19 protein-coding genes are annotated in these 25,304 nt (G+C 67.0%); 6 read left to right on the top strand and 13 right to left on the bottom strand.

The window, feature by feature from the left end; genetic code table 11:
* The first annotated feature begins 135 nt into the window (after nucleotides 1-135).
* Nucleotides 136-1,110, top strand: coding sequence for a L,D-transpeptidase (locus tag ABE464_RS09585; RefSeq protein WP_346471756.1), 975 nt, complete (start codon nucleotides 136-138; stop codon nucleotides 1,108-1,110).
* 4 nt (nucleotides 1,111-1,114) lie between these two features.
* The gene (locus ABE464_RS09580; protein WP_346471755.1) at nucleotides 1,115-1,807 is read left to right on the top strand and encodes a M23 family metallopeptidase; all 693 of its coding nucleotides are present in this window, start codon (nucleotides 1,115-1,117) and stop codon (nucleotides 1,805-1,807) included.
* Here ABE464_RS09580 and ABE464_RS09575 read toward each other — a convergent pair whose 3' ends face one another.
* The 5 genes from ABE464_RS09575 to hflK all read right to left on the bottom strand — a co-directional run bounded on the left by ABE464_RS09575 (nucleotide 1,808) and on the right by hflK (nucleotide 6,123).
* Nucleotides 1,808-2,164: a hypothetical protein gene (locus tag ABE464_RS09575; RefSeq protein ID WP_346471754.1), complete on the bottom strand. Its 357-nt coding sequence runs from the start codon at nucleotides 2,162-2,164 to the stop codon at nucleotides 1,808-1,810. It abuts the gene before it with no gap.
* A 143-nt stretch (nucleotides 2,165-2,307) separates the two neighbouring features.
* Nucleotides 2,308-3,600 (bottom strand): adenylosuccinate synthase, encoded by a 1,293-nt coding sequence (locus ABE464_RS09570; protein WP_088432983.1) that lies wholly within the window; start codon nucleotides 3,598-3,600, stop codon nucleotides 2,308-2,310.
* A 283-nt stretch (nucleotides 3,601-3,883) separates the two neighbouring features.
* Nucleotides 3,884-4,069 carry a DUF2065 family protein gene (locus ABE464_RS09565; RefSeq protein WP_121038863.1) on the bottom strand — a complete coding sequence of 62 codons (186 nt, stop codon included), beginning with the start codon at nucleotides 4,067-4,069 and terminating at the stop codon, nucleotides 3,884-3,886.
* A gap of 69 nt (nucleotides 4,070-4,138) precedes the next feature.
* Nucleotides 4,139-5,002 (bottom strand): protease modulator HflC, encoded by an 864-nt coding sequence (locus ABE464_RS09560; protein ID WP_019186091.1) that lies wholly within the window; start codon nucleotides 5,000-5,002, stop codon nucleotides 4,139-4,141.
* Nucleotides 4,999-6,123, bottom strand: coding sequence for an FtsH protease activity modulator HflK (gene hflK / locus ABE464_RS09555; protein WP_346471753.1), 1,125 nt, complete (start codon nucleotides 6,121-6,123; stop codon nucleotides 4,999-5,001). Before hflK ends, ABE464_RS09560 begins: the two co-directional genes overlap by 4 nt.
* A 176-nt stretch (nucleotides 6,124-6,299) precedes the next feature.
* Between hflK and ABE464_RS09550 the strand changes: the two genes are divergently transcribed.
* Complete coding sequence (locus tag ABE464_RS09550; protein ID WP_346471752.1) at nucleotides 6,300-7,295, top strand: YhdH/YhfP family quinone oxidoreductase; 996 nt, start codon at nucleotides 6,300-6,302, stop codon at nucleotides 7,293-7,295.
* Between the two features lie 89 nt (nucleotides 7,296-7,384).
* Nucleotides 7,385-7,768 (top strand): twitching motility response regulator PilH, encoded by a 384-nt coding sequence (pilH, locus tag ABE464_RS09545; protein WP_123730488.1) that lies wholly within the window; start codon nucleotides 7,385-7,387, stop codon nucleotides 7,766-7,768.
* A 123-nt stretch (nucleotides 7,769-7,891) separates the two neighbouring features.
* Here the strand turns inward: pilH and ABE464_RS09540 are convergent, their stop codons facing one another.
* Complete coding sequence (locus tag ABE464_RS09540) at nucleotides 7,892-8,788, bottom strand: DnaJ C-terminal domain-containing protein (RefSeq protein WP_123730487.1); 897 nt, start codon at nucleotides 8,786-8,788, stop codon at nucleotides 7,892-7,894.
* Between the two features lie 250 nt (nucleotides 8,789-9,038).
* Between ABE464_RS09540 and ABE464_RS09535 the strand changes: the two genes are divergently transcribed.
* The gene (locus ABE464_RS09535) at nucleotides 9,039-9,521 is read left to right on the top strand and encodes a peroxiredoxin (protein ID WP_346471751.1); all 483 of its coding nucleotides are present in this window, start codon (nucleotides 9,039-9,041) and stop codon (nucleotides 9,519-9,521) included.
* A 29-nt stretch (nucleotides 9,522-9,550) separates the two neighbouring features.
* Nucleotides 9,551-10,135: a ferritin-like domain-containing protein gene (locus tag ABE464_RS09530; protein WP_346471750.1), complete on the top strand. Its 585-nt coding sequence runs from the start codon at nucleotides 9,551-9,553 to the stop codon at nucleotides 10,133-10,135.
* 156 nt (nucleotides 10,136-10,291) lie between these two features.
* Here ABE464_RS09530 and pbpC read toward each other — a convergent pair whose 3' ends face one another.
* The 7 genes from pbpC to prpB all read right to left on the bottom strand — a co-directional run bounded on the left by pbpC (nucleotide 10,292) and on the right by prpB (nucleotide 25,271).
* Nucleotides 10,292-12,667, bottom strand: a complete 2,376-nt coding sequence (pbpC, locus tag ABE464_RS09525; protein WP_346471749.1) for a penicillin-binding protein 1C — start codon at nucleotides 12,665-12,667, stop codon at nucleotides 10,292-10,294.
* 50 nt (nucleotides 12,668-12,717) lie between these two features.
* The gene (locus ABE464_RS09520; protein ID WP_346471748.1) at nucleotides 12,718-17,637 is read right to left on the bottom strand and encodes an alpha-2-macroglobulin; all 4,920 of its coding nucleotides are present in this window, start codon (nucleotides 17,635-17,637) and stop codon (nucleotides 12,718-12,720) included.
* An 84-nt stretch (nucleotides 17,638-17,721) separates the two neighbouring features.
* Nucleotides 17,722-19,179: a bifunctional 2-methylcitrate dehydratase/aconitate hydratase gene (locus tag ABE464_RS09515; RefSeq protein WP_346471747.1), complete on the bottom strand. Its 1,458-nt coding sequence runs from the start codon at nucleotides 19,177-19,179 to the stop codon at nucleotides 17,722-17,724.
* 20 nt (nucleotides 19,180-19,199) lie between these two features.
* On the bottom strand, nucleotides 19,200-20,384 hold the full coding sequence (gene prpF / locus ABE464_RS09510; protein ID WP_346471746.1) for a 2-methylaconitate cis-trans isomerase PrpF: 1,185 nt from the start codon (nucleotides 20,382-20,384) through the stop codon (nucleotides 19,200-19,202).
* A 56-nt stretch (nucleotides 20,385-20,440) separates the two neighbouring features.
* Nucleotides 20,441-23,056 (bottom strand): Fe/S-dependent 2-methylisocitrate dehydratase AcnD, encoded by a 2,616-nt coding sequence (gene acnD / locus ABE464_RS09505; protein ID WP_346471745.1) that lies wholly within the window; start codon nucleotides 23,054-23,056, stop codon nucleotides 20,441-20,443.
* A 139-nt stretch (nucleotides 23,057-23,195) separates the two neighbouring features.
* Nucleotides 23,196-24,353, bottom strand: coding sequence for a 2-methylcitrate synthase (gene prpC, locus ABE464_RS09500; RefSeq protein ID WP_123730477.1), 1,158 nt, complete (start codon nucleotides 24,351-24,353; stop codon nucleotides 23,196-23,198).
* A gap of 27 nt (nucleotides 24,354-24,380) precedes the next feature.
* Nucleotides 24,381-25,271, bottom strand: coding sequence for a methylisocitrate lyase (gene prpB / locus ABE464_RS09495; RefSeq protein WP_123730476.1), 891 nt, complete (start codon nucleotides 25,269-25,271; stop codon nucleotides 24,381-24,383).
* Nucleotides 25,272-25,304 lie beyond the last annotated feature (33 nt).

Here is a 25,304-nt window from a genome sequence, read left to right as displayed (position 1 = left end):
TCAACGGGTGAACGGGTTCACGTAGCGGACACATTGGCTGAGGCCGTGACCCTGCTCAGCCGCGCGTCAGGCTTTTCACGGCCGCTGCGCATGTCCGGCAGGCATGGTGGAAGCACGTCTCTCCTGGAATCGCCGATGACCCTTCGCCTGCATCAGATCGCCCGCCTGTCCGCCCTCGCCCTGGCCTTGGCGGCCCCTGTCTGGGCGGTTGCGCAGACGGCACCTGCCGCGGCACCGACGACCGCCACGGCCGGCACGCCGCTGGCCACCGGGCCGCGCTCGGACCTGCATGCCCAGGTGCTTCTCGACCGCGCGCACTTCTCTCCCGGGCAGATCGATGGCGAAGTGGGTTCCAACCAGAAGCGCGCGGTGTCTGGCTTCCAGGCCGCCCGCGGTATCAAGGTGACCGGTGAGCTGGACGATGCGACCTGGAAGGCCCTGCAGCCGGACAGCGCCCCGCCGCTGGTGCGCTACACGCTGACGGCCGAGGATGTGGCCGGCCCGTTCCAGCCCGTCCCGAAGGGCCCGGCCGAACAGGCCAAGCTGACATCGCTGGGCTTCGGCTCGGTGGAGGAAGCGCTCGGTGAACGCTTCCACGCCTCGCCCGACCTGCTGAAGACGCTCAATCCCGGGGTGGACCTGGGCAAGGCCGGCAGCGTGATCCAGGTGCCCAATATCGCCGTCACGCCGCTGGCCAAGGCCAGCAAGCTGGTGATCGACAAATCCGACTCGACGCTGCGGCTGTTCGATGCCGAGGGCAAGGTGTATGCGCAGTTCCCGGTGTCCTCCGGCAGCAAGCATGATCCGCTGCCGATCGGGAAGTGGAAGATCCTCGGCATCTCGCGCGATCCCACCTTCCACTACAACCCCAAGCTGTTCTGGGACGCCAAGGCCGGCGACAGCAAGGCGGTGCTGCCGCCGGGCCCGAACAATCCGGTCGGCGTGGTCTGGATCGACATTTCCAAGCCGCATTACGGCCTGCACGGCACGCCCGAGCCTGGCCACGTCGGCAAGACCGAGTCGCACGGCTGTGTGCGCCTAACCAACTGGGATGCGCTGCAGGTGGCCGACGCGGTGGATGCCTCCGTGCCCGTGGTGATGCAGGAGTAAGCGCATGAAAACCCTGCGACTGCTGGCGGTGGGCCTGGTGCTGGGTGTGGTCGGCTATTGGTTGCTGGGGCCAGGGCCCTCGGCCCGCCTCGGCGCCGCCGAACCAGCGAAGGTAGGCTCGGCCACGAGTTCCACCCGTGCCGCACTCGATGCGCCGCCGCCATCCCCCCCGGCCCGCGCACCCGCACCTATCCCGACCACGCCCCTGCCGCCCGCGCCTGATGCCGGCGGTGTCGCATCGCCTCCTGCAACTGCGGGTGGGGCCCTGCTGCTGCCGGTGCAGGGCATCCGTGCGGACCAGTTGCAGGACACCTTCACCGATGCGCGCAGCGATGGCCGCGTGCACGATGCCATCGACATCCTGGCGCCGAACGGCACGCCGGTGCTGGCGGTCGCCGACGGCACCGTCGAGAAACTGTTCGACAGCGTGCGGGGCGGGCTCACCGTGTACCAGTTCGAACCGAGCGGTCGGTACTGCTATTACTACGCCCATCTGGACCGCTACGCCGACGGTCTGGCGGAGAAAAAGACGGTCAAGCGCGGTGAGGTGATCGGCTATGTCGGCAGCACGGGCAACGCGAGTCCGGAGGCACCCCATCTGCATTTCGAGATCCATGTACTGGGCCCGGAAAAGCAGTGGTGGAAGGGCGAATCAATCAACCCCTATCCGGTGCTGACGGGGCGGCAGGCGTTGTGATCAACGCGGGCGGGCTGTTGCATCCCGGATCGCCCGTGCCAGTTCCCAGGCACGGCCGCGCAATGCGTCCAGACGCTCATTGAGTTCACCAGCGTCCACTCGCCACTGGAAGTGGCCACTACTGTAGTCCTGCCCCAACGCAAGATCATTGAACGACCCCATGCCGCCATAGGCGCGCAGCAGGCTCTCCGGCGCACTTGGATCGCCCTGCTCAAGGCGGGCGATGACCCGCTGCATCCAATCGGCCCAGTGGTTTTCTCCGTCGCCGCGCAACAGCGCTTCCAGCTCGCACACCACCGCATGCAGGGCGCGGTTCGCGTTGCTCATGCCGATGGTGGCGTGATCAGCAGATTCCATGCTGCCCCGTCTGATGGTTGAGAGGCCGCACAGCATGCCATGGCATCGCCAGCATGGCGCCCACGAAAAAGCCCCGCTCGCGCGGGGCTTTCTCATTTACACCGGGTGGCACCGCCAGGCATCGCCCGTCAGTGCCCGCCTGATCAGGCGAACGGATCCTGCAGGACCATGGTGTGGTCGCGGTCCGGGCCGGTCGAGACGATGCTGACCGGGCAACCGGCCAGCTCTTCCAGCGCGCGCAGGTAAGCGCGGGCAGCCGGCGGCAGGTCGTCCCAATTGGTGATGCCGTGGGTGTTCTCGGTCCAGCCCGGGAACTCCAGGTACACCGGCGTGCATTCTTCCCAGCCCTGCGCGTCCAGCGGGGCGTACTCGGTACGCTTGCCGCGGTACTCGTACGCGATGCAGACCTTCAGCTTTTCCATGCCATCAAGCACGTCCAGCTTGGTGATGCACAGACCGCTGATGCCGTTGATGGCCACGGCACGCTTGAGCGCGACGATGTCCATCCAGCCGCAGCGACGCGGGCGGCCGGTCGAGGCGCCGTACTCGGCACCGCGGTCACGGATGCCCTGGCCGACTTCATCGTCCAGCTCGGTCGGGAACGGGCCACCGCCGACGCGGGTCGCGTAGGCCTTGGCGATACCCAGCACGTAGTCGATCGCGTCGGCGCCAACGCCGGCACCGGCCAGTGCGCCACCGACGGTGGTGTTGGAGCTGGTGACGTAGGGGTAGGTACCGTGGTCGATGTCCAGCAGGGCGCCCTGGGCGCCTTCGAACAGCACGCGCTTACCCTGCTTGCGCAGGTCGTGCAGGATGCCGGCAACGTCGGACTTCATTGGCTCGACGTATTCGCCGAAGGCCAGTGCTTCGTCGTAGGTCTTCTGGAAGTCGACCGCGTCGGTCTTGAGGTAATTGGTCAGCACGAAGTTGTGGTAATCGAGTGCCGTGCGCAGGAGTTCTTCCAGCTGGGCCGGGTAATGCAGGTCGGCGATGCGGATACCGCGACGCGCCACCTTGTCTTCATACGCCGGGCCGATGCCACGGCCGGTGGTGCCGATCGCCTTGCCGCCGGCAGCGCGTTCGCGCGCCTGGTCCAGGGCGATGTGGTACGGCATGATCAGCGGCGCGGCCGGGGAGATCTTCAGGCGCGAACGCACTTCCACGCCGGAGGTTTCCAGCTCGGCGATTTCCTTCTGCAGCGCGGCCGGCGAGATCACCACGCCGTTGCCGATCAGGCACAGCGCGTCTTCACGCAGGATGCCCGACGGAATCAGGTGCAGCACGGTCTTCTTGCCATTGATGACCAGCGTGTGGCCGGCATTGTGGCCGCCCTGGAAGCGCACCACAGCGCCGATTTCCTCGGTGAGCAGATCGACGATCTTGCCCTTGCCTTCATCGCCCCACTGGGCACCCAACACGACAACTGACTGACCCATGACGGGTAACTCCTGGTTTTTGTGCGGCCATCGGGGCCGCGGGTTTGGGACCATGCCGGGGTGGCCGCTCAGCGCGGGGTGGCGGGCTCCAGCGGGGAGCGCGCCGACGCTGGAGTACCCAGACACGGAAAAAGCCGGACGAGTGACTCTGAAACAGAGTGCCCGTCCGGCTTTTGTGCATTATCCGGGTTTCCGGTGGCCGCTGCCACCCCGGGGGCCGGTGGACTTCACCGGCCGGTCAGGACCGCCGCCCGGGGAGTGCCGGCGCGTGGCGGTAACCCGCTCAGTGCTTCAACCACCACAGCGTGGTCAGGCCCGCCAGCAGGATCACCCCGCCCCAGGTGCGCAGGGCGCTGCTGCGCAGCATCAGCAGCTGCTCGGCCATCCGCTTCCAGGCCAACGGGGCGGCGAACAGGAACAGGCCTTCGAGCACGGCGACCAGGCACAGGGCCGAGAACAGATCTTTCATGACATCTCCACAAACAAAACGGGGACCCGGTCTGCACCGGGTCCCCGTGGATGACTACCGCCTGCGGCCTCAGCGATCGCTCTTGAGGTACTGCAGGAACGGGTCGTTCTTGTCGAGCACGATCACGCCGTTGCCGTCGGTCATGGAGCCACGGTAGGCCTCCAGGCTGCGATAGAAGGCGTAGAACGACGGGTCGGCCGAGCCGGCCTTGCCGTAGATGCGGGCGGCGTCGGCATCGCCGGCACCGCGCAGCTGCTGGGCGTCGCGCTCGGCTTCGGCCACGATCACGGTGCTCTCGCGGTCGGCCTGGGCACGGATGGTCAGCGACTGCTCTTCACCCTCGGCGCGCAGCTTGGCCGCTTCCTGCTTACGCTGGGCGCGCATGCGCTCGTACACATCGTTGATCACCTGGCTGTCGGTCGGCAGGTCGATCTGCTTGATGCGCAGGTCGATGATCTGCATGCCGAGCGCCTTGACCGACTCGTTGATCCCGGTCAGCTGGTTGGCGATCAGTTCGCTGCGATCCCCGGACACCAGCTGCTGCAACGAGCGCGAGTTGATCTGGTTGCGCAGCGAGTCGGTGATGATCGGGGCCAGACGGGCATTGGCCACGCGGGCATCGCCGCCGGTCGCACGGAAGTACGCGCGCACGTCGGAGATGTAACCGATGGCGAAGAAGTCGACGCTGACGTCCTTCTGCTCGGCGGTGAAGTAACGCGCCGGGGCGGTGTCGAGCACCTGGAAGCGGCGATCGAACACGCGCACCGTTTCCACCAGCGGCACCTTGAAGTGCAGGCCCGGCTTGATGTCCGCACGGACCACCTTGCCAAGGTTCAGCACCATCGCAGTCTGGTCCTCACGGACCACGTAAACCGAACCCAGCAGGCCGAGCAGGACCGCTACGGCCAGACCAATCCACAGTGAACTTCTCATCGGCTGCCCTCCTCACGACCGGTCGGGCGCGTCGTCGGACGCTCCGTGTTGCGAACGCCATCGACGGCCGTGCTGGCAGGCAGCGACGGCAGCATGACTTCCGGGGTCACCGCCGGGGCGGCGTTGGTGCTGCTGGTGCGGTTGTCGCCCGGCATCGGCACGTAGATCAGCTGACGGCCATCGCCACCGATGATCTTGCGGTTCTCCGAGAGCACCTTCTGCACGGTTTCCAGCCACAGGCGCTTGCGCGTGACTTCCGGGGCGTCCTTGTACTGGACCTGCAGCAGGCTGAAGCGTTCGGCATCACCCTCGGCCTTGGCGACCACGGCCTGCTTGTAGCCTTCGGCGGTGGTCCTGGCCCGCGAGGCCTGGCCGCGCGCTTCCGGGACAACCTTCGCCGCGTAGGCCTGGGCTTCGTTGATCAGACGCTCTTTCACCTGCTGGGCACCGTTGACCTCGTCGAAGGCCGGCTTGACCTCCTCGGGCGGACGGGCATCGGGCAGGGTCAGGCCGGTCACCGACAGACCGGTGCGGTAGCTGCCGAGCGAGGCCTGCAGGCGCTCTTCGGCGGCCACGGCCAGCGGGCCACGGTTGTTCAGCACGTTGTTGAGGTCGGCACGACCGACCTGCTCACGCACCGCGCTCTGCGCGGTCTGTTCCAGCACCTGGTCGGCATCGACCGAGCCGAACAGGTACAGGCGCGGATCATCGATGCGGTACTGGACGTTGAGCGAGACGTTGACGATGTTCTCGTCGCGGGTCAGGACCGGCACCTGGCTGCTGAACGTCTTGATCTCGGTGGCATTGACCTTGGTCACCGATTCCAGCGGCCACGGCAGCTTGAAGTTCGGGCCAGGCTGCAGGATGCGATGGAATTGACCGAAGCGCAGCACGACGCCGCGTTGCTGTTCGCCGATCAGCTGGAAGCTGGAGAACAGCAGCAGCAACACCGCAGCCACTGCAACCCACCGCAGGATGCCGCCATCGAACAGGTCTTTCAGCGGACCGGGCAAACCGCCCCAACCGCCGCCATTGCCGCCACCGCGAGGACCGAACGGCCCACGTCGATTCTCGTCGGGGCCTTGTCCGCCCTTGTTGCCGCCGGGTGTATTCCAGGCCATGCACGCTCCATCAAGGTAAGGTTGCCTGCGGGCCACTCCCGCACCGTCAACCGTTAAAACGTTGTCGATTCTACTAGATGGGGCAGATCGACAGGATTGGAAGGGGTCACGCATCTCGGGGAACGATTCATAACCGCAGCGGGTATGGTGGTGGTTTCCCCCCGTCAGGCATCTTCATGGCAATTCCCGACCGGTTCAACGCCTTCCGCATCCACCAGGACGATACCGGCTACCACGCCGGGCTGGAACCGATCGGTCTGGACCAGCTCAACCCCGGCGAGGTGGTGATCCGCGCGCAGTGGTCCTCGGTCAACTATAAAGATGCGTTGGCCGGCACCGGCAAGGGTAAGATCCTGCGGCGCTTCCCCCTGGTCGGTGGCATTGACGTGGCCGGCACCGTGGTCGCCTCCACCGATCCGGCCTACCGCGAGGGCGACGCGGTGCTGGCCACCGGCTGCGGGTTGAGCGAGACCCGCGATGGCGGCTACAGCCGGTATGTGCGCCTGGCCGCCAGCGCAGTGATCCCCCAGCCGGCCGGCCTGACCCCGCGCGAGGCGATGATCCTGGGCACGGCCGGTTTCACCGCGGCGCTGGCCCTGGTGCGCATGCTGGACAACCGTCAGACGCCTGCCCACGGCCCGTTGGCGGTCACCGGGGCCACTGGTGGCGTCGGCTCGCTGGCGGTGGATATCTTCACCCGCGCCGGTTTCGAGGTGCATGCGATCAGCGGCAAGGCCGACCAGGCCGGCTATCTCCGTGGACTCGGTGCCCGCGAGGTCCTGCCGCGCGAGGTGCTGGCGACCACCCGGCCGATGGAATCGGCCCGCTTCGGTGGAGGTCTGGACAATGCCGGTGGCGCGATGTTGACCAGCCTGCTGGCGCAGACCGCGCCCTACGGTTCGGTGGTCAGTGCCGGTCTCGCCGCCAGCCCGGCGCTGGAGATGACGGTAATGCCCTTCATCATCCGCGGGGTGTCGCTGCTGGGCGTTTCATCCTCCAGCGCACCGCGTGATCTGCGCGACGCGGTCTGGGAAAGGCTGGGCGGCGAGTGGAAGCCGGCGCATCTGGAGACGATCTGCACCGGCGAGGTCGGGCTGGATGGCCTGCCGGCGGCGTTCGACACCCTGCTCGCGGGTGGCAACCACGGCCGCACGGTGGTACGAATCGACTGAGCGTGGCAGCCGGGCGACGGACGGCACGCCCGGCGCTTCACGACAATGCGAGGCCCGCACTACACTGCGGGCATCACACGGGGAACACCATGGCACGCATTCTGATCGTCGACGATTCACCGTCGCAGCTGTTGGGGATACAGCGGATCGTCGAAAAACTCGGGCACGAGATCCTGACCGCCACCGATGGCGCCGCCGGGGTGGAAACGGCCAAGGCCGAGCTGCCCGATCTGGTGCTGATGGACGTGGTCATGCCCAACCTCAATGGCTTCCAGGCGACCCGCACGCTGGCACGCGACGCCTCGACCAAGCACATCCCGGTGATCCTGGTGACCACCAAGGACCAGGACACCGACCGCATGTGGGGCATGCGCCAGGGCGCCAAGGCCTATATCACCAAGCCGTTCTCGGAAGACGAGCTGTCCGAGGTGCTGGAGCGCGTTTTCAGCCACCAGGAACCGCCGACGGCGTGAGCTGATGGCACGGTGAGCCGACCAACGGTCGGCTTCTACCGCGAAGGCAATCGCGGCCGCCCCGGTAGACACCGACCGTTGGTCAGTGCGCAACGATGACCCGGACGCCGCGCACCACCTGCCTCAGACCTTCTCGCCGAATGCCTTGGCCAGCGTCTTGTACGCTTTCTTCTGCGCCTCATCGGTGGGCGCCGGCGCAATGATCTCCAGCTCCACGATCTGATCGCCATCCGGGTTGCCCGGCAGGCCGCGGCCACGCAGGCGCAGCTTGCGGCCGGCATCGGACTCGGCCGGCACCTTCAGCTCCACCGCACCGCCCAGGGTCGGCACGCTGATGCTGGTGCCCAGCGCGGCCTGCCACGGGGTCACCTGCAGGGTGTACAGAATGTTGCGGCCATCCACCTCGAACTGCGGGTGCTCGGCGTATTCCACTTCCAGCAGCAGGTTGCCGCCACCGGTGCCCTGCCCGCCCAGCCGGATCACCTGGCCCGGGCGGATGCCCTTGGGCACGCGCACATCCAGCTGCTTGCCGCCCACGTTGATGCGCAGGCTGTCGCCCTGGTAGGCGGCCTCCAACGGCACCGACAGCTTGGCACGGGTATCGCGGGTCGGCTGCGGGCCCTGGCTGGCGCCGCCGAAGCCACTGGCGCGGCCACCGCCACCGCCGCGCTGGCGCGCGAACAGGCTCTCGAAGAAATCGCTGAAGCCGCCGCCACCGGCGCCGCCACCGAACACCTCTTCGAAGTCATAGCCCTGGCCACCGCCGTAGTTCGGCGGGGTATGGAACTCCTCGCCGGGCCGGTAGCCCTGCGCCTTGAGCTGGTCATAGGCCGCGCGCTTCTGCGGATCGCGCAGCGCCTCGTAAGCCTCGTTGACCGCCTTGAATTTGTCCTCGGCCCCGGCTTCCTTGCTCACATCCGGGTGGTACTTGCGCGCCAGCCGGCGGTAAGCGGTCTTGATCTCAGCATCGCCCGCGGTGGGTTCCACCCCGAGCGTGGCGTAGTAATCCTTGAATTCCATCCAAACACCTCGACTAAGTTCGGCCACCCGCGTGGGCGGGCGCCGTCCGCGCAATTCTAGCCGCTGCGGACCGGCCCACCGTGACGCCGGGCGCGAATGATCCTGCGCAATGCGGCGGACATGACAGACGGCTACGCTGCCCCCGTGGCCCGCCTTTCCCGCCACAGATGGGTCTGCACGGCGGCTTTTCAACGTGTTGACATGGCCATCCCATGCCCCTCACTACCCTGCCTGTGTCCAAGGAGTCCGCATGACCATCCACGTTGGCGACCGCATTCCCGAAGTCACCCTCAAGCGTATCCGCGAGGGCATGGAGACCATCGATACCCATGCCCTGTTCGATTCGCGCAAAGCGGTGCTGTTCGGGGTGCCCGGCGCATTCACCCCGACCTGTTCGGCCCGGCACCTGCCCGGCTTCATCGAGCAGTTCCCCGAATTCCGCCACCGCGGTATCGAGGTGTTCTGCATGGCGGTCAACGATCCGTTCGTGATGAAGGCCTGGGGCGAGAGCCAACAGGTGCCCGATGGCCTGCAGCTGCTGTCTGACGGCAATGGGGAGTTCACCCGTGCGCTGGGCCTGGAAATGGATGCCAGCAGCTCGGGCATGGGCATTCGCTCGCGCCGCTTCGCGCTGTATGTCGACGACGGTGTCGTGCGCGAGACCTTCATCGAGGAACCCGGAAAATTCGAGGTGTCTTCGGCGCAGTACGTGCTGGAGCATCTCCCCCGCTAGACCCACGCACCAAAGGAAACCGGCCAGCCATGTCAAAGCCAGCCAAGAACACCCAGAACGCCGCCCCGGACACCACCCGTCCGCCGGGCATCAGCGATACCGCCACCCTGCGCGCCAAAGCCCGCAAGGACATCGAGGATGGTGCGATCACCGACAGCTACAGCGCCGACCGCGAGGCGGTGATCAAGCTGCTCAACGATGCGCTCGCCACCGAGTACGTGTGCGTGCTGCGCTACTACCGCCATTACTTCATGGCCAAGGGCATGCTCGCCGATTCGATCAAGGCCGAGTTCCTGGAGCACGCACAGCAGGAACAAGCGCACGCCGGCAAGCTGGCAGAACGCATCGTGCAGCTCGGCGGTGAGCCTGACCTCAATCCGGATACGCTTACCGCGCGCTCGCATGCCGAGTACAAAGAAGGCAGCGACCTGCGCGACATGGTTCGCGAGAACCTGATTGCCGAGCGCATCGCGATCGACAGTTACCGCGAGATGATCAACTTCGTGGGCGACAAGGACACCACGACCAAGCGCATCCTCGAAGAGATCCTGGCGCAGGAAGAAGAACACGCCGACGAATTCGCCGATCTGCTGGACGGCTGGATCGGGGAATAATGCAGGCCGCCGGCCGACTCCTGGCGCTGTAGTGCCGGCCGCTGGCCGGCTCCTCGCAGCATCCGAACGGAGTGCAGTGCCGGCCAGGCCGGCACTACCGTTCACGGTGTGATGCCAGCCACCGGCCGGCACCACCAGAATCTGCGCTGCGCAACGTCAGCGCAGGATCCGGAACCGCACCTGCCTCCAGGCCCCATCCGCAGCGAGCGCGGTCAACGTGTGCTCACCTACCTCATCGAAATCGCGCTGGAAAAGCCGCGCGCCCTCGGTGCGGGCGATCCAGCGGTCATCCAGCAACCAATCCACCGTTGATTCGTTGCCCAGCGCACGCAGCTGCAGGCGCACGCCGTGCTCGGCATTCGGGGCGCGGGCGAGCGTGGCACGGTCGTTCAGCCCCTCGATATGCAGCGTCCCGCCACTCTCGCGGCCGTCGGCGCTGCAATCGGGTGACAGTGCCGGCAGCTGTGAGGCCTGACGCTGCGCCTGCGGCAGCCACGGCGACAACAGCGCCGGCCAGCGCGCGATCTCACGCGGCTCGGCCGCATGCGGCCGGCTGCACTCCGGCGACAGTCGCAACCCCGTGTGTGCATCCACCTGGAAGCGCTGCAGCCCCGGCTGCCACAGCCGTGCCTCGCGCTCGGCGAAGGTAGGCGGCACCGCACCATCCAGCACGAAGGCCGGCATCCGCCGCTGGCACAGCGGTGGCGCCGTCTGTTCGGCCAAGCCGCCGGTCGGCCAGCAGATATCGGCCTGCGCCACGCTTGCCGGCATCGGCGCCGCACTGGCATCACCGGCCTGGCGCGGCAGGCTGTCGATCACCTCGAACATCAGCGGCAACGCAGTGACCGCACCGTACTGCCCGGGCAGCGGCGTGCCATCCGGGCGCCCCACCCACACACCTACCGTGTAATGGCGCGTCGTGCCGATCGCCCAGGCATCGCGGTAGCCGTAGCTGGTGCCGGTCTTCCAGGCCACGCGGGGGCGGCCGGTGACATCGAACGTGCCGGCGCCATAGCCCGGGCGCGGATTGGACTCGAGCATCTCGCGGGTGATCCAGGCCGCGCCCGGTGACATCAGGCGTCGCTCGATCACGGCGTCCGCGGCGGTGTATCGCACTCGACCGGCGATGCCGTTTCGGTTGAACGCGGCGAAGGTACCGACCAGGTCCTCCAGCCGCGCGCCGGTACCACCGAGTATCAGCGAGAGATTGGGCGCACTGCCGTGCGGAAAGCGCAGATTGATGCAGGCGTGAGACAGACGTGCGGCGAAACGTGCCGAACCCACCCGGTCCAGCAGGTCCACCGCCGGCACGTTCAGCGACAGACGCAGTGCCGTGGAGGCACTGACCGGCCCGTTGAAGGCCGCATCGAAGTTGCCGGGCCGGTACCCACCGAAGCTCTGCGGCGCGTCCACCATCAGGCTTTCCGAATGGATCAGTCCATCATCCAGCGCCATGCCGTACAGGAACGGCTTGAGCGTGGAGCCCGGTGAGCGCCAGGCCTGCACCATGTCCACATGGCCGAGCCGCTGCTTGTCGCCGAACGCCACCGAGCCGACATAGGCGCGTGCCTCCAGCGTGCGGTTGTCCACCACCAACAGGGCCGCCGAGGTGCGCTCGGGCAGCTGCGAGAAATACGAAGACACGCGTTCTTCCAGCGTGCGCTGCAGGCCGATATCCAGCGTGCTCTCGATCCGCGCCACCCGCGGCTGCGCCGAGCGCAGGCGCTGGGCCAACAATGCCGCATGCAGCGGAGGCTGCAGCGCGCGCGTGACCACCGGCTCGATGCGCGCATCGTCGACCTCCTCGCGTGACCACACGCCGAGCGACACCATCCGCTCCAGCACCTTGTCGCGCGCACGCTGAGCCGCCTCCGGATGGCGGTCCGGACGCAACCGGCTGGGCGACTGTGGCAACACCGCCAGCAGCGCCGCCTCGGCATGCGACAGCTGCGAGGCTGGCTTGCCCAGGTAGGCCCAGCTTGCCGCCTCCACGCCTTCGATGGTGCCACCGTAGGGCGCGCGCTCCAGGTACAGCGCCAGGATCTGCGCCTTGCTCAGATGCAGCTCCAGCTGCACCGCGCGCAGCAGCTGCTTGGCTTTGCCCCACGGCGTGCGGCTATGCGGATCGAGAATGCGGGCGACCTGCATGGTCAGGGTCGAGCCGCCGGAGACGATCCGCTGCTCGAACAGCCATTGCTTGCCGGCCCGCAACAGCCCCCACGGATTGATGCCCGGATGCCGCCAGAACCAGCGGTCTTCGTAGTTCAGCAGGGCCTGCAGGTACAGCGGCGAGACGCTGTCGGCGGAGGCCGGGTAGCGCCACACCCCGTCCGCGTCGGCGAAGGCGCGCAGCGGCGTGCCATCACGCGCGACCACCAGGGTGCTGGTGTCGCGCTGCCTGGGCAGCGGGGGTGGAAACGCGAGATCCAGCACCAGCAGCAGCGTGAGCACGGCGGCCGTGCCCCATCGCAGGCAGGGCAGTACGTTGCGACGCACGGAGGTCCACGACCGCTTGGAAAAGAGAGACGTCATCGGCTCAGCAGCAAGGGAGGCGGGCCGTCAGATGACGGCCCCCCCTGCGATCAGGGCTGCACCACGGTCAGCGATGCCGGCAGGCTGCGCCCCACCCCGCGCAGGTCGGGACGGTACATGTCCTCCACCAGCGGCGGCGGCACGCGATACGTGCCCGGCGTGACCGCGCGCACCAGATAGAACACCTTGGCAGTGCTGCCACGCGAGAGCTTCAACGCGGCCACGTAACGGTCGTCGCGGAACTCCTCGTGCTTGATGTTGGCCGCATCGCCACGATCATTGACGCTCAACCCGTCAACCACCACATCGGCCCACTGCTTGGCATCGCCCAGGTTGAAGTTCTCGATCTCCAGCCCGGCCGGGAGCAGGTCGGTCAACAGTGCATCTGGCATGTCCACGTTCGGGGTGACGCTGACCCGCACGATCAGGGCCTCGCCTTCCTTCAGCGGACGCGGCGTCCACGGCTTGCCATCGGTGGTGTACCAGCTGCGCTCCACGCCGAGCGTGCGGCTGTCCGGCTCCGGCGGATTGCGCGGAATGCCGGCCACTTCCAGGCTGGCGAACATCGGCGGCTCCCCCTGCGGGGTGAAGCGCACGCCCTTGGCCAGCGCGGCGTAGTCGAAGCTGCGGCCGAACATGCGCCGCGCCGAGATGCTCTCGCTCTCGCCACCCACCACCAGTACGCCGGAAACCAGTTTCTTCTGGTTGGCCGACAACGCCTTGCCCATGCGGGCCAGCGCCACCTGCTCCTGGGTGCTCAGCCACATCCAGCCACTGTTGCGGCGGGCATCCAGCGCGCGACCGAGATCGACCGCACGGGCATCGTAGGCCGGCTTGGACAGCTTGCGCTCGTGCAGCAGCGCGATCATCAACGCGTCATCGCGCAGCGCGCTGCCGTAATCGCCGAAGTAGGCCGGACGGTCAGCCGCGCTCTTGGCGAAGCCGGCGGCAATGGCCGCATCGCCGCGCTTGTGATCGCCCTGCAGGGACAGCGCGATGCCCAGGTGCACCAGCGACAGGCCGGTCAGCGACTTGCTGCGTTCGTTGTCGTACAGCGCACGCAGGGTACCCAGCGGCGCGCGGTTGACCCGGGCCAGCACGTAGCCCGAATACGCCTGGTTGGCGAACTTCAGGTTCTCGCGGCGGTCCTCGCCGTAGAACTGGTTGCCGCCGGACAGCAGGTCTTCGCTCAAGCGGTTCAGCGCCTTCTGCAGCACGTTGTCCGGCACCGCGAAGCCAGCGTCCTTGGCGTCGAGCAGGAACTCGGCGATGTACGGCGTCAGCCACGGATTGATGTAGCCGTCGTCGCCCCACATCGAGAAGTTGCCGTTGGCGACCTGCATCGAGGCCAGGCGGCCGAAGGCACCCTCCATGCGCTCGCGGCGGGTCTTGGCGTCCAGCCCGTCCGCGCCCAGCATGGCCGAGGTCGCCTCATCCAGCATCAACGCGGCATAGCCCTTGCTGGTGGTCTGCTCGGCGCAGCCATACGGATAGTTGAGCGCGCCGTTCAAGGCACTGGCGAACGGTATCGGCGGCAGCGCGCTGACCAGCAGGCGTGCGGTCACCGAGTCGTTCATCAGGCCATCGGCCAGCCCGGCCTCCATCGTGACGACGGCCAGCGGATCCAGTGTGCGGGTCTGTGCGCGCAGCACCTGCGGCCACGCCGCGCGCACCGGAAGGTCATAGCGGCGATCAACCTTGAAGCCGTTGCCGTCCACGCGCACGCGCACCTTGGCCACGGTGTAGCCCTCGCGCGCGGTCAGCGGGAAGCTCAGCGTGCTCTTGGCGTCCGCGTTGAGCTTGAGCGTGCGGCTGGACTCGCCCAGCGTCAACGGCCCGATACCATCCACCTGCACCTTGAACTCGCCCGGCGTGCCGGTGAAGTTCTGCACGTCCAGGGTCACGGTGCTGGTATCCCCGGGCGCCATCACGCGCGGCATGCTGGCTTCGGCCAGGATCGGCGCGCGCACCACGGTTTCCACATCGCGCTTGCCGTACTGGTCATCGGCATACACCAGCGCCGAGACGCGCAGGGTGCCGTTGAAATCCGGCACTTTCAACGCGATCCGCGCAATGCCCTTGGCATCGAGCTTCACCGGGCCGGAGAACAGATCGACCGTCTGCACGCGCGCGGTCGGGCGCTTGGCCTGCGGCATCGCCGCCAGTGCCATGTCGCCACCGAACTTCAGCTTGCCGCTGCTGCCGTCGAAGCTCTCGATCACGCGGCTGTAGATGTCATACGCATCCACGGCGAGGCGACGCTGCGCGAAGAAGTGGCCAGCGGCATCGGGCACCGGGAAGCGGGTGATGTTGAGGATGCCCACATCCACCGCCGAGACGGTCACATGCGCGACCTTGCCCGCCAGCTGCGGGGCGCTCACGGTGACCGGCAGCGTCTGCTCCGGGCGCATCTGCTTGGGGGCCACCAGGCCAACGGCGATCTGCCGCGCCTTGCGGTCCATCGGCACATGCACCACGCCGACCGCACGGGCCGGGGTGATCTTGCTCGGCGCACTGCCGCCACGGAACACCAGCGCGGTGATGTAGACGTCGTGACGTTCCCACTCGGCCGTGACCGGAATGTCGTAGGTGCTGCCAGGCTTGGCGTCGATATCCTGGACGTAGAGCATCTTGTCGCTCTCGACCATCAGCACGCCCTTGCCGGCATGCGGCGGGGTCACGGTGACGCGCACGGTATCGCCAGCCTTGTAGCCGGTCTTGTCCAACGCCAGCTTGATCTTGTCCGGGCGTGCATCCAGGCCGCGGTTGTCGTCGTTCCAGCTCCAGCCGGCGTTGAAGGGATAGCGACTGGTCAGCCCGGTGGCCGGGTCGAACACGTCCAGCCGGTACTCGCCCCACTCCACCGGGAAGTCCACACCCACGGCGGCACTGCCTGCGTCGACGGTGCGGGTGTCCTTGTTCTCGAAGCGGCGGGTGAAGTCGTAATCCCAGCGGTTATCGTTGAAGGTCCAGTGGTAATCGCGCAGTTCGCGCACCAGCGTGACCTTCAGGCCCTTGGACGGCTGCGGTTTGCCCGCCGCGTCCACGCGCATCAGTTCGAAGCGCGCATTGCTGTTGGCATCGGCGCCGTCCTTGGGATCGAACAGCGGGCGTACACCGACCAGCGCCGTTGCCGGCCACATCACCCGCTTCAGGGTGCGGGTCACGGTCCGGCCACCGGTTTCATACACGCTGCCGGACAGCACCACGGCGATCGGTGCGGTCGGCTTGACCTCGGCCGGCAGCTCCACGTCCTGGCGCAGCTTGCCGTCGGCCGGGAATTCGGTATCGATGACGTCGCGCGCCTCGCGCGGCAGCGCGGTGGTCGGGTCGCCGAAGAAGTAGCCCGGCAGCGACTCGACCGGCGACTGCTCGGCCGCCACGGCCAACCGTGCGGTGAAGCGGTTGCCGTCGGCCGGGGCCCCGTACAGATACGCCGCATCGGCCTGCAGCTTGAGCGGCTCACCCGGTTTGAGCGTCTTCTGCGCGCTGTCCAGGTCCAGCTTCATGCGCTCGGGCAGGAACTCCTCGATGCGCAGGGTCATGCCCTGGATCGCTTCCTTGCTGGCCGGGTTGGTGCGGAACTCCACCTGCCAGCGCCCGGTCGGCGCCTCGGCCGGAATCAGCTGCTCGAAGCTGAAGTAGCCCTGCTCGCCGGGGGTCAGGCGGGTCTCGCGGAAGGTCTTTCCGTCCGGCTGTTTCAGGCGCAGGAAGACGGGCTGAGGCTTGACCGGCTTGCCGTCGTTGTCGCGCAGCAGGGCCGAGATGCGCACGGTCTCGCCGGGACGGTACAGGTCGCGGCCCGACCAGGTGAACACGTCGAACCAGGCATTGTCACGCCCGGCCACGGCGAACTCGCTCAGGTCCAGCGCGGGCTGATTGAACGGCAGCATCGAGGTATCGCCGCCACTGCTGGCGATCAGCACATGGCTGGCATCGAGCGTGTAGTTGAGCAGCGCATTGCCATTGCCGTCGGTCGCGCCCTTGAGCACCACCTCGCCCTTGCCATCGAGGATACGCAGCTCGATCTTCTTCAACGACGCCCCGCTCTGCAGCGAGGCGGTGTGCACGAACAGCTTGTCCTTGTAGGCACGCGTATGCAGGCCGATGTCGCTGACGGTGAAGAAGGCGGTGTCGTATTCCCCTTCGAACGAGCCACTGCGCTTCATCACCGCGAAATACAGGCCGGGCTGCTGCAGCTCCTTGATGTCCTGGGTCGGCAGGTAGGTGAGCACGCGCTCGTTCTGCTTGCCACCGATCACGAAGCGGTTCACGTAGACCGGCTCGGCCAGCTGCGACATGGGCGTCTTGTCGCCGTAGTCGCTGTCCAGCTCCCAGCTGCCGCGGCGGCCGCCGCGCTGGTACTGGCTGAAGAAGCTCGGCAGTTCCTTCTCGCGCACGCGCAGGAATTCCACGTCCACTTCCGGCACGTTGACCGAGACCACCGGCAGACCGCGGCTGTCCTTGGCCGGCAGCACGCTGCCCTGCGAGGCGAACCCGGCCACCGGCTTGAGTTCGCCGGTGAAGACCTTCTGGCGCAGCTCCTTGCCGATCCGGCTGCCATCGGCGGCGAGCAGGTCGGGCGAGACGATCAGCGAGTATTCCTTGGCCGCCTCCACGAACGGATAGCGCAGGGTCTTGCCGTCATCGGACAGCGACCAGCTGCTGTCCTCGGTGCCGACCTTCTCGGCGAAGCGGACCAGCGCGTCGAAATCCTGGGTGCCGACCAGTGGGCGCGAGAACTCCAGCGCCAGCGACAGGCCGTCGCTCTTCTGATCGGGGTAGGCCCGGACCAGGGTGAACTCGGTGACCGCCTCGGCCTTGGCCGTGATCGGCGCGCCGGATGGTGCCGGCAGCTGCCCGCTGTCGTTGCGCTTGCAACCCCCGACGCCGATGGCCAGGCCGGCGACCAGCGCCAGGCCCGCGATTCCCTTCCAGCTCCACTGCCCGAACCGACTGCGGCTAGCCATGACGTCACTCCTCGAACAAGGCGGCCAGTATACGGGCGGTCCCCGCCCGTCCGGGGCAAGACGGTAGCCGACCAACGGTCGGCTCTACCTGGCGACGTAGAGGTCCACGTACTCATGCACCGGCATCGCCTCCAGGGCCACCGGGTCCAACGAGACGTCCAGGATCCGACGCTGCTGCACGGTCGGGAACACCCCGGCCAGGTGCCGGCGGAACTTGTCCTCCAGCAGCGGAATGCCCTCGGCGCGGCGGCGGGCGTGGCCCAGCGGATACTCCACCACGGCCTCCATCGTGCTGCCATCGGCGAAGGTCACGTGCAGCGCATTGGCAATGCTGCGCTTGTCCGGGTCCAGGTAGTCGGCCGTGAACTGCGGGTCTTCCACGCAGGTGATCTTCGCCCGCAGCGGATCGATGCGCGGATCGGCCGCCACGTCATCCTCGTAGTCCTCGGCGACCAGCCGGCCGAAGACCAGCCCGATCGCCACCATGTACTGCACGCAGTGGTCGCGGTCGGCCGGGTTATGCAGCGGGCCGGGTTTATCGATGATGCGCAGGCAGGCCTGCTGGGTGCGCAGGGTGATCTGCGCGATATCTTCGCTACGTTTGCCGCTGGCGCGCATCTGCGCATGCACCTGCATCGCCGCTTCGACCGCGGTCTGGCCATGGAACTCGGCCGGATAGCTGATCTTGAACAGCACGTTCTCCATCACGTAGCTGCCGTAAGGCCGCTGGAAGCGGAACGGCTGCCCGCCGAAGGAGACATCGTAGAAGCCCCAGGTCGGCGCGGTCAGCGCGCTGGGGTAACCCATCTCGCCGGCCGCAGCCATCAGCGACAGGCGCACCGCACGGCTGGTGGCGTCACCCGCTGCCCAGCTCTTGCGCGAGCCGGTGTTGGGCGCGTGGCGGTAGGTGCGCAGCGACTGTCCATCCACCCAGGCCAGCGACAAGGCATTGAGCATGCGCTCGCGATCCAACCCGAGCATGTGCGACACGACCGCGGTGGAGGCGACCTTGACCAGTACCACATGATCCAGCCCGACCCGGTTGAACGCATTCTCCAGCGCCAGGCAGCCCTGGATTTCATGCGCCTTGACCATCGCCTCCAGCACATCGCGCATGGTCAGTGGCGCCCGGCGCAGTGCCTCGGCATTGCGGCTGAGCCAATCGGCGGTGGCGAGGATGCCGCCCAGGTTGTCGGACGGGTGCCCCCACTCCGCCGCCAGCCAGGTGTCGTTGAAATCCAGCCAGCGGATCATCGCGCCGATGTTGAACGCGCCCTGCACCGGGTCCAACTCGAAGCGGGTACCCGGCACGCGCGCACCGTTGATCACCCGCATGCCCGGCACCAGCGGCCCGAGCAGCTTGCTGCAGGCCGGGAACGAAAGCGCCGCCAACCCGCAGCCCAGCGTATCGATCAGGCAGTGCCGCGCGGTGGTGTACGCCAGCGGCGAGCTGACCTGGTAATCGCGGACGTAATCGACGATGTCGGTCAGGACCGTGTCCCACGCGGGGCGCTGGTTGCTGTGGCTGTCATGACCGGACATCGCGATTCTCCTGTTGGGCGTTACAACGTGGTGGCAGGCACCCGTACCGCACCATCCATCAATACGCGGGCGCTGCGGCTCATGATTGCCTTGGTCACCGTCCACTGACCGTCAACGAGCGCCGCCTGCGCGCCCACGCGCAGCGTGCCGGAGGGATGACCGAAGTTCACCGATTCACGCTCACCACCACCGGCCGCCAAGTTCACCAGCGTGCCCGGGATCGCGGCGGCAGTGCCGATGGCCACTGCAGCGGTGCCCATCATCGCGTGGTGCAGCTTGCCCATGGACAGCGCGCGCGCGTGCAGATCGATATCCCCGGCCGCGATCTGCTTGCCGCTGGAGGACACGTAATCCTGCGCCGGGGCGACGAAGGCGACCTTCGGCGTGTGCTGACGGCTCGCGGCCTGTTCGATGGTTTCGATCAGCCCCATGCGCACCGCGCCGTGCGCACGGATCGCCTCGAAGCGCGCCAGCGCCGCCTTGTCCTCATTGATCGCCGGCTGCAGCTCGGTACCGGTGTAACCCAGATCCGCGGCGTTGAGGAAGATGGTCGGAATGCCGGCGGTGATCATCGTGACCTGGAAGCTGCCCACGCCCGGCACGTCGAGCGTGTCGACCAGATTGCCGGTCGGGAACATCGCCCCACCCTCGCCCTCATCGGAAGGGTCCAGGAACTCCAGCTGGATTTCCGCGGCCGGGAAGGTCACGCCATCCAGTTCGAAATCGCCGTCTTCCTGCACCTGGCCCTCCACGATCGGCACGTGCGCCAGGATGGTCTTGCCGATGTTGGCCTGCCAGATGCGTACGGTGCAGAGGCCGTTGTGCGGAATCCGTGCCGGATCAATCAGTCCGTTGCTGATCGCGAACGGTCCGACCGCGGTGCTGAGGTTGCCGCAGTTGCCGCTCCAGTCAACGAACGCGGTCTCGATCGCGACCTGGCCGTATAGATAGTCCACGTCGTGGTCCGGTACCGACGGCGCGGAAATGATCACGCACTTGCTGGTGCTGGAGGTCGCCCCGCCCATGCCATCGGTGTGCTTGGCGTACGGATCGGGCGAACCGATCACGCGCATCAGCAGCGCATCGCGCGCCGGGCCAGGCAGCTGCGCAGCGGCGGGCAGATCGGTCAGCTTGAAGAACACGCCCTTGCTGGTGCCGCCGCGCAGGTAGGTGGCGGGGATGCTGAGCTGGGGGAGAAACGCCATATCGAAGTCCTGATGGAAAGACGGCCCGTTGCCGGGCCGTCGTGAGGCGGGTGGGATCAGGCGACCTGCGCCGATTCCAGGAAGTCCTGGGCAAACCGCTGCAGCACGCCGCCGGCCTCATAGATCGAGACCTCTTCGGCGGTATCCAGCCGGCAGGTGACCGGCACCCGCAGCTGTTCACCGTTGCGGCGGTGGATGACCAGGGTCAGCTCGGCGCGCGGCACGCGGTCGCCGAGCACATCGAAGGTTTCGGTGCCATCGATGCCCAGGGTCTTGCGGTTGACGCCTTCCTTGAACTCCAGCGGCAGCACGCCCATGCCGATCAGGTTGGTGCGGTGAATGCGTTCGAAGCCTTCGGCCGCGATCGCTTCCACGCCGGCCAGGCGCACGCCCTTGGCGGCCCAGTCACGCGAGCTGCCCTGGCCGTAATCGGCACCAGCGATGATGATCAGCGGCTGCTTGCGGCCCATGTAAGTTTCGATCGCTTCCCACATCCGGGTCACCTGACCTTCCGGCTCCACGCGCGCCAGCGAGCCCTGCGTGACCTGGCCATCGACCACGGCCATTTCGTTGATCAGCTTCGGGTTGGCGAACGTCGCGCGCTGCGCGGTGAGGTGATCGCCGCGGTGGGTCGCGTAGGAATTGAAGTCTTCCTCGGGCAGGCCCATCTTCGCCAGATACTCGCCGGCCGCGCTGCTGGCCATGATCGCGTTGGACGGCGACAGGTGATCGGTGGTGATGTTGTCGCCGAGCACGGCCAACGGACGCATGCCGGTCAGGCTGCGGGCACCGGCCAACGCGCCTTCCCAATACGGCGGGCGGCGGATGTAGGTGCTCTGCGGGCGCCAGTCGTACAGCGGGCTGATCGGGGCACCGTGTTCCACCTTGAAGGTGAACATCGGGTCGTAGACCTTGCGGAACTGCTCCGGCTTGACGCTTGCCTTGACCACCGCATCGATCTCGGCATCGCTCGGCCACAGGTCCTTCAAGGTGATCGGGTTGCCATCGGCATCGTGGCCGAGCGCATCCTTCTCGATATCGAAGCGCACCGTGCCGGCGATCGCGTACGCGACCACCAGCGGCGGCGAGGCCAGGAAGGCCTGCTTGGCGTACGGGTGGATGCGGCCGTCGAAATTGCGGTTGCCCGAGAGCACGGCGGTGGCATACAGGTCGCGGTCGATCACTTCCTGCTGGATCTTCGGGTCCAGCGCACCGCTCATGCCGTTGCAGGTGGTGCAGGCAAAGGCGACGATGCCAAAGCCCATCTGCTCCAGCTCGGTCAGCAGGCCGGCTTCTTCCAGATACAGCTGCACGGCCTTGGAGCCAGGCGCCAGCGAGCTCTTCACCCACGGCTTGCGGGTCAGGCCGGCGCGGTTGGCGTTGCGGGCCAGCAAGGCCGCGGAAATCACGTTGCGCGGGTTGCTGGTGTTGGTGCAGCTGGTGATCGCGGCGATGATCACCGCGCCATCGGGCATCAGGCCATCGGCCTGTTCCTGCCTGCCCGAGGCCAGCTTGCCTTCATCGGCGATGCCGCGCGCAGCCAGGTCGGTGGTCGCCACGCGCTTGTGCGGATTGGACGGGCCGGCCATGTTGCGCACCACGGTGGAGAGGTCGAACTGCAGCACGCGCTCGTACTGCGCGGTGACCAGATCGTCAGCCCACAGGCCGGTGGCCTTGGCGTAGGTCTCCACCAGCGCGACCTGGGCATCTTCGCGGCCGGTCAGGCGCAGGTAGTCCAGGGTCTGCTGGTCGATGTAGAACATCGCCGCGGTGGCGCCGAACTCCGGCGTCATGTTGGAGATGGTGGCGCGGTCACCGATGGTCAGCGCGTTGGCGCCCTCGCCGTAGAACTCGATCCACGCGCCGACCACACGCTCCTTGCGCAGGAACTCGGTCAGCGCCAGCACCACGTCGGTGCAGGTGATGCCCGGCTGCGGGCAGCCGGTCAGCTCCACGCCGATGATGTCGGGCAGGCGCATCCAGGAGGCACGGCCGAGCATCACGCTCTCCGCTTCCAGGCCGCCCACGCCGATCGCGATCACGCCCAGCGCGTCCACGTGCGGGGTGTGGCTGTCGGTGCCCACGCAGGTATCCGGGAAGGCCACGCCATCGCGCACCTGCACGACCGGCGACATCTTCTCCAGATTGATCTGATGCATGATCCCGTTGCCCGGCGGAATCACGTCGACGTTCTTGAACGCCTTCTTGGTCCAGTTGATGAAGTGGAACCGGTCTTCATTGCGGCGGTCCTCGACGGCGCGGTTCTTCTCGAACGCAGCCTTGTCGAAGCCGGGGAATTCCACCGCCAGCGAGTGATCCACGATCAGCTGGGTCGGCACCACCGGATTGATCTGCGCCGGGTCGCCGCCGGCATCGGCGATGGCGTCGCGCAGGCCGGCCAGGTCGACCAGGGCGGTCTGGCCGAGAATGTCATGGCACACCACGCGGGCCGGGAACCACGGGAAATCCAGATCTTGGCGACGCTCGATCAGCTGGCGCAGCGAGGGCTCCAGCGTGGCCGGGTCGCAGCGGCGCACCAGGTTTTCGGCCAGCACGCGCGAGGTGTACGGCAGCGTGGCATAGGCACCGGGCTGGATGGCATCGACGGCGGCACGGGTATCGAAATAGTCCAGCGCGGTGCCGGAGAGATTCTTGCGGTACTGAGTATTCATGGCTGGCGATAGCTGCTTGTTGGCGGGCCGGGGCGTCGTGACACCGGCGAAGAAGGAGTAGCGACGCCGCAACGGAGCAGACCGGCATCGCGCCGGCCTGCTCCGCAATGCACCCGCGAACGGGTGCGGTACGTCTGTCTTACTTGCGCTGGTCGATCGGCACGAAGGCCTGGTCTTCCGGGCCGGTGTAGTTCGCACTCGGGCGGATGATCTTGCCGTCGATGCGCTGCTCGATGATGTGCGCGCTCCAGCCGGAGGTGCGGGCGATCACGAACAACGGGGTGAACATGGCCGTCGGCACGCCCATCATGTGGTAGCTGACCGCGCTGAACCAATCCAGGTTCGGGAACATCTTCTTGATGTCCCACATCACCGATTCCAGACGCTCGGCGATGTCGTACATCTTGACGTTCTGCTGCTCGGCGGACAGGTCGCGCGCGACCTCCTTGATGATGTTGTTGCGCGGATCGCTGACGGTGTACACCGGGTGGCCGAAACCGATGACGACTTCCTTGCGCTCCACGCGGGCCTTGATATCGGCCTCGGCATCATCCGGGCTGTCGTAGCGCTTCTGGACTTCGAAGGCCACTTCATTGGCGCCGCCATGCTTGGGACCGCGCAGGGCACCGATACCGCCGGTGATCGCGCTGTACATGTCGCTGCCGGTGCCGGCGATGACGCGGCAGGCGAAGGTCGAGGCATTGAACTCGTGCTCGGCGTACAGGATCAGCGAGGTGTGCATCGCCTTGACCCACGAATCCTGCGGCTTCTCACCGTGCAGCAGGTGCAGGAAGTGGCCACCGATGGAGTCGTCGTCGGTTTCCACGTCGATCGCACGGCCGTTGTGGCTCCAGTGATACCAGTACAGCAGCATCGAACCCAGGCAGGCCATCAGCTTGTCGGCGATGTCGCGCGCGCCCGGATGGTTGTGGTCGTCCTTCTCCGGCGACACGCAGCCCAGCACGGACACGCCGGTGCGCATCACGTCCATCGGGTGCGCCGACGGCGGCAGTTCTTCCAGCGCGGCCTTGACCGCGGCCGGAATGCCACGCAGCGACTTCAGCTTGGTCTTGTAGGCCACGAGCTCGGCGCGGGTCGGCAGCTTGCCGTGGACCAGCAGATGCGCGATTTCCTCGAACTCGCTGGTGTTGGCCAGATCGGCGATGTCATACCCACGGTAATGCAGGTCGTTGCCGCTGCGGCCGACGGTGCACAGCGCGGTGTTGCCGGCGGCGGTGCCCGACAGGGCGACGGATTTCTTCGGCTTGAAGCCGGGGGCGGTAGTGGTGTCGCTCATGATCCCTCCAGAAAACAGTGTGCGGTCTTACTTCTTGGCGGCGAACAACGCATCGAGCTGCTGCTCGAAGGCGTGGTAACCGATACGGTCGTACAGCTCTTCGCGCGTCTGCATCGCCTCCACCACATTACGCTGGTGGCCCTCGCGGCGGATGGTCTCATACACGTTCTCGGCCGCCTTGTTGGCAGCGCGGAACGCGGACAGCGGGAACAGCTGGATCGCGACGCCGGCCGAGGCCAGCTCATCGCGACTGAACAGCGGCGTGGCGCCGAACTCGGTGATGTTGGCCAGCACCGGTACCTTCACCGCATCGACAAAGCGGCGGTAGGTCTCCAGATCGTAGGCGGCCTCGGCGAAGATGCCGTCGGCACCGGCCTCGACGCAGGCGATGGCCCGTTCGATCGCTGCATCCACGCCATCGACCTGGATGGCATCGGTGCGCGCGATCAGGAAGAAGTCCGGATCGGTCTTGGCATCGGCGGCGGCCTTGACCCGGTCCACCATCTCACCCTGCGACACGATCTCCTTGCCCGGGCGGTGACCGCAGCGCTTGGCGCCGACCTGGTCTTCGATGTGGCAGGCGGCCGCGCCGGCCTTGATCAGTGATTTGACGGTGCGCGCGATATTGAACGCGCTCGGGCCGAACCCGGTGTCGATGTCCACCATCAGCGGCAGGTCGCACACGTCAGTGATGCGGCGCACATCGATCAGCACGTCTTCCAGGGTGTTGATGCCCAGGTCCGGCAGGCCCAGCGAGCCGGCCGCGACGCCGCCTCCGGACAGGTAGATCGCCCGATAGCCGGCGCGCTTGGCCAGCAGCGCGTGGTTGGCATTGATCGCGCCGATCACCTGCAACGGCGATTCGGCGGCCAGTGCGGCGCGGAAACGGGCGCCAGCGGAGGAAACAGGGGTGCTCATGCGGCATTCCATCGTGGTTGACGGGTTGATAGG

The organism is Stenotrophomonas sp. TWI587 (assembly GCF_039674145.1).
Taxonomy (GTDB): domain Bacteria; phylum Pseudomonadota; class Gammaproteobacteria; order Xanthomonadales; family Xanthomonadaceae; genus Stenotrophomonas; species Stenotrophomonas maltophilia_AY.
This window is presented reverse-complemented; position numbering and strand designations above follow the sequence as displayed.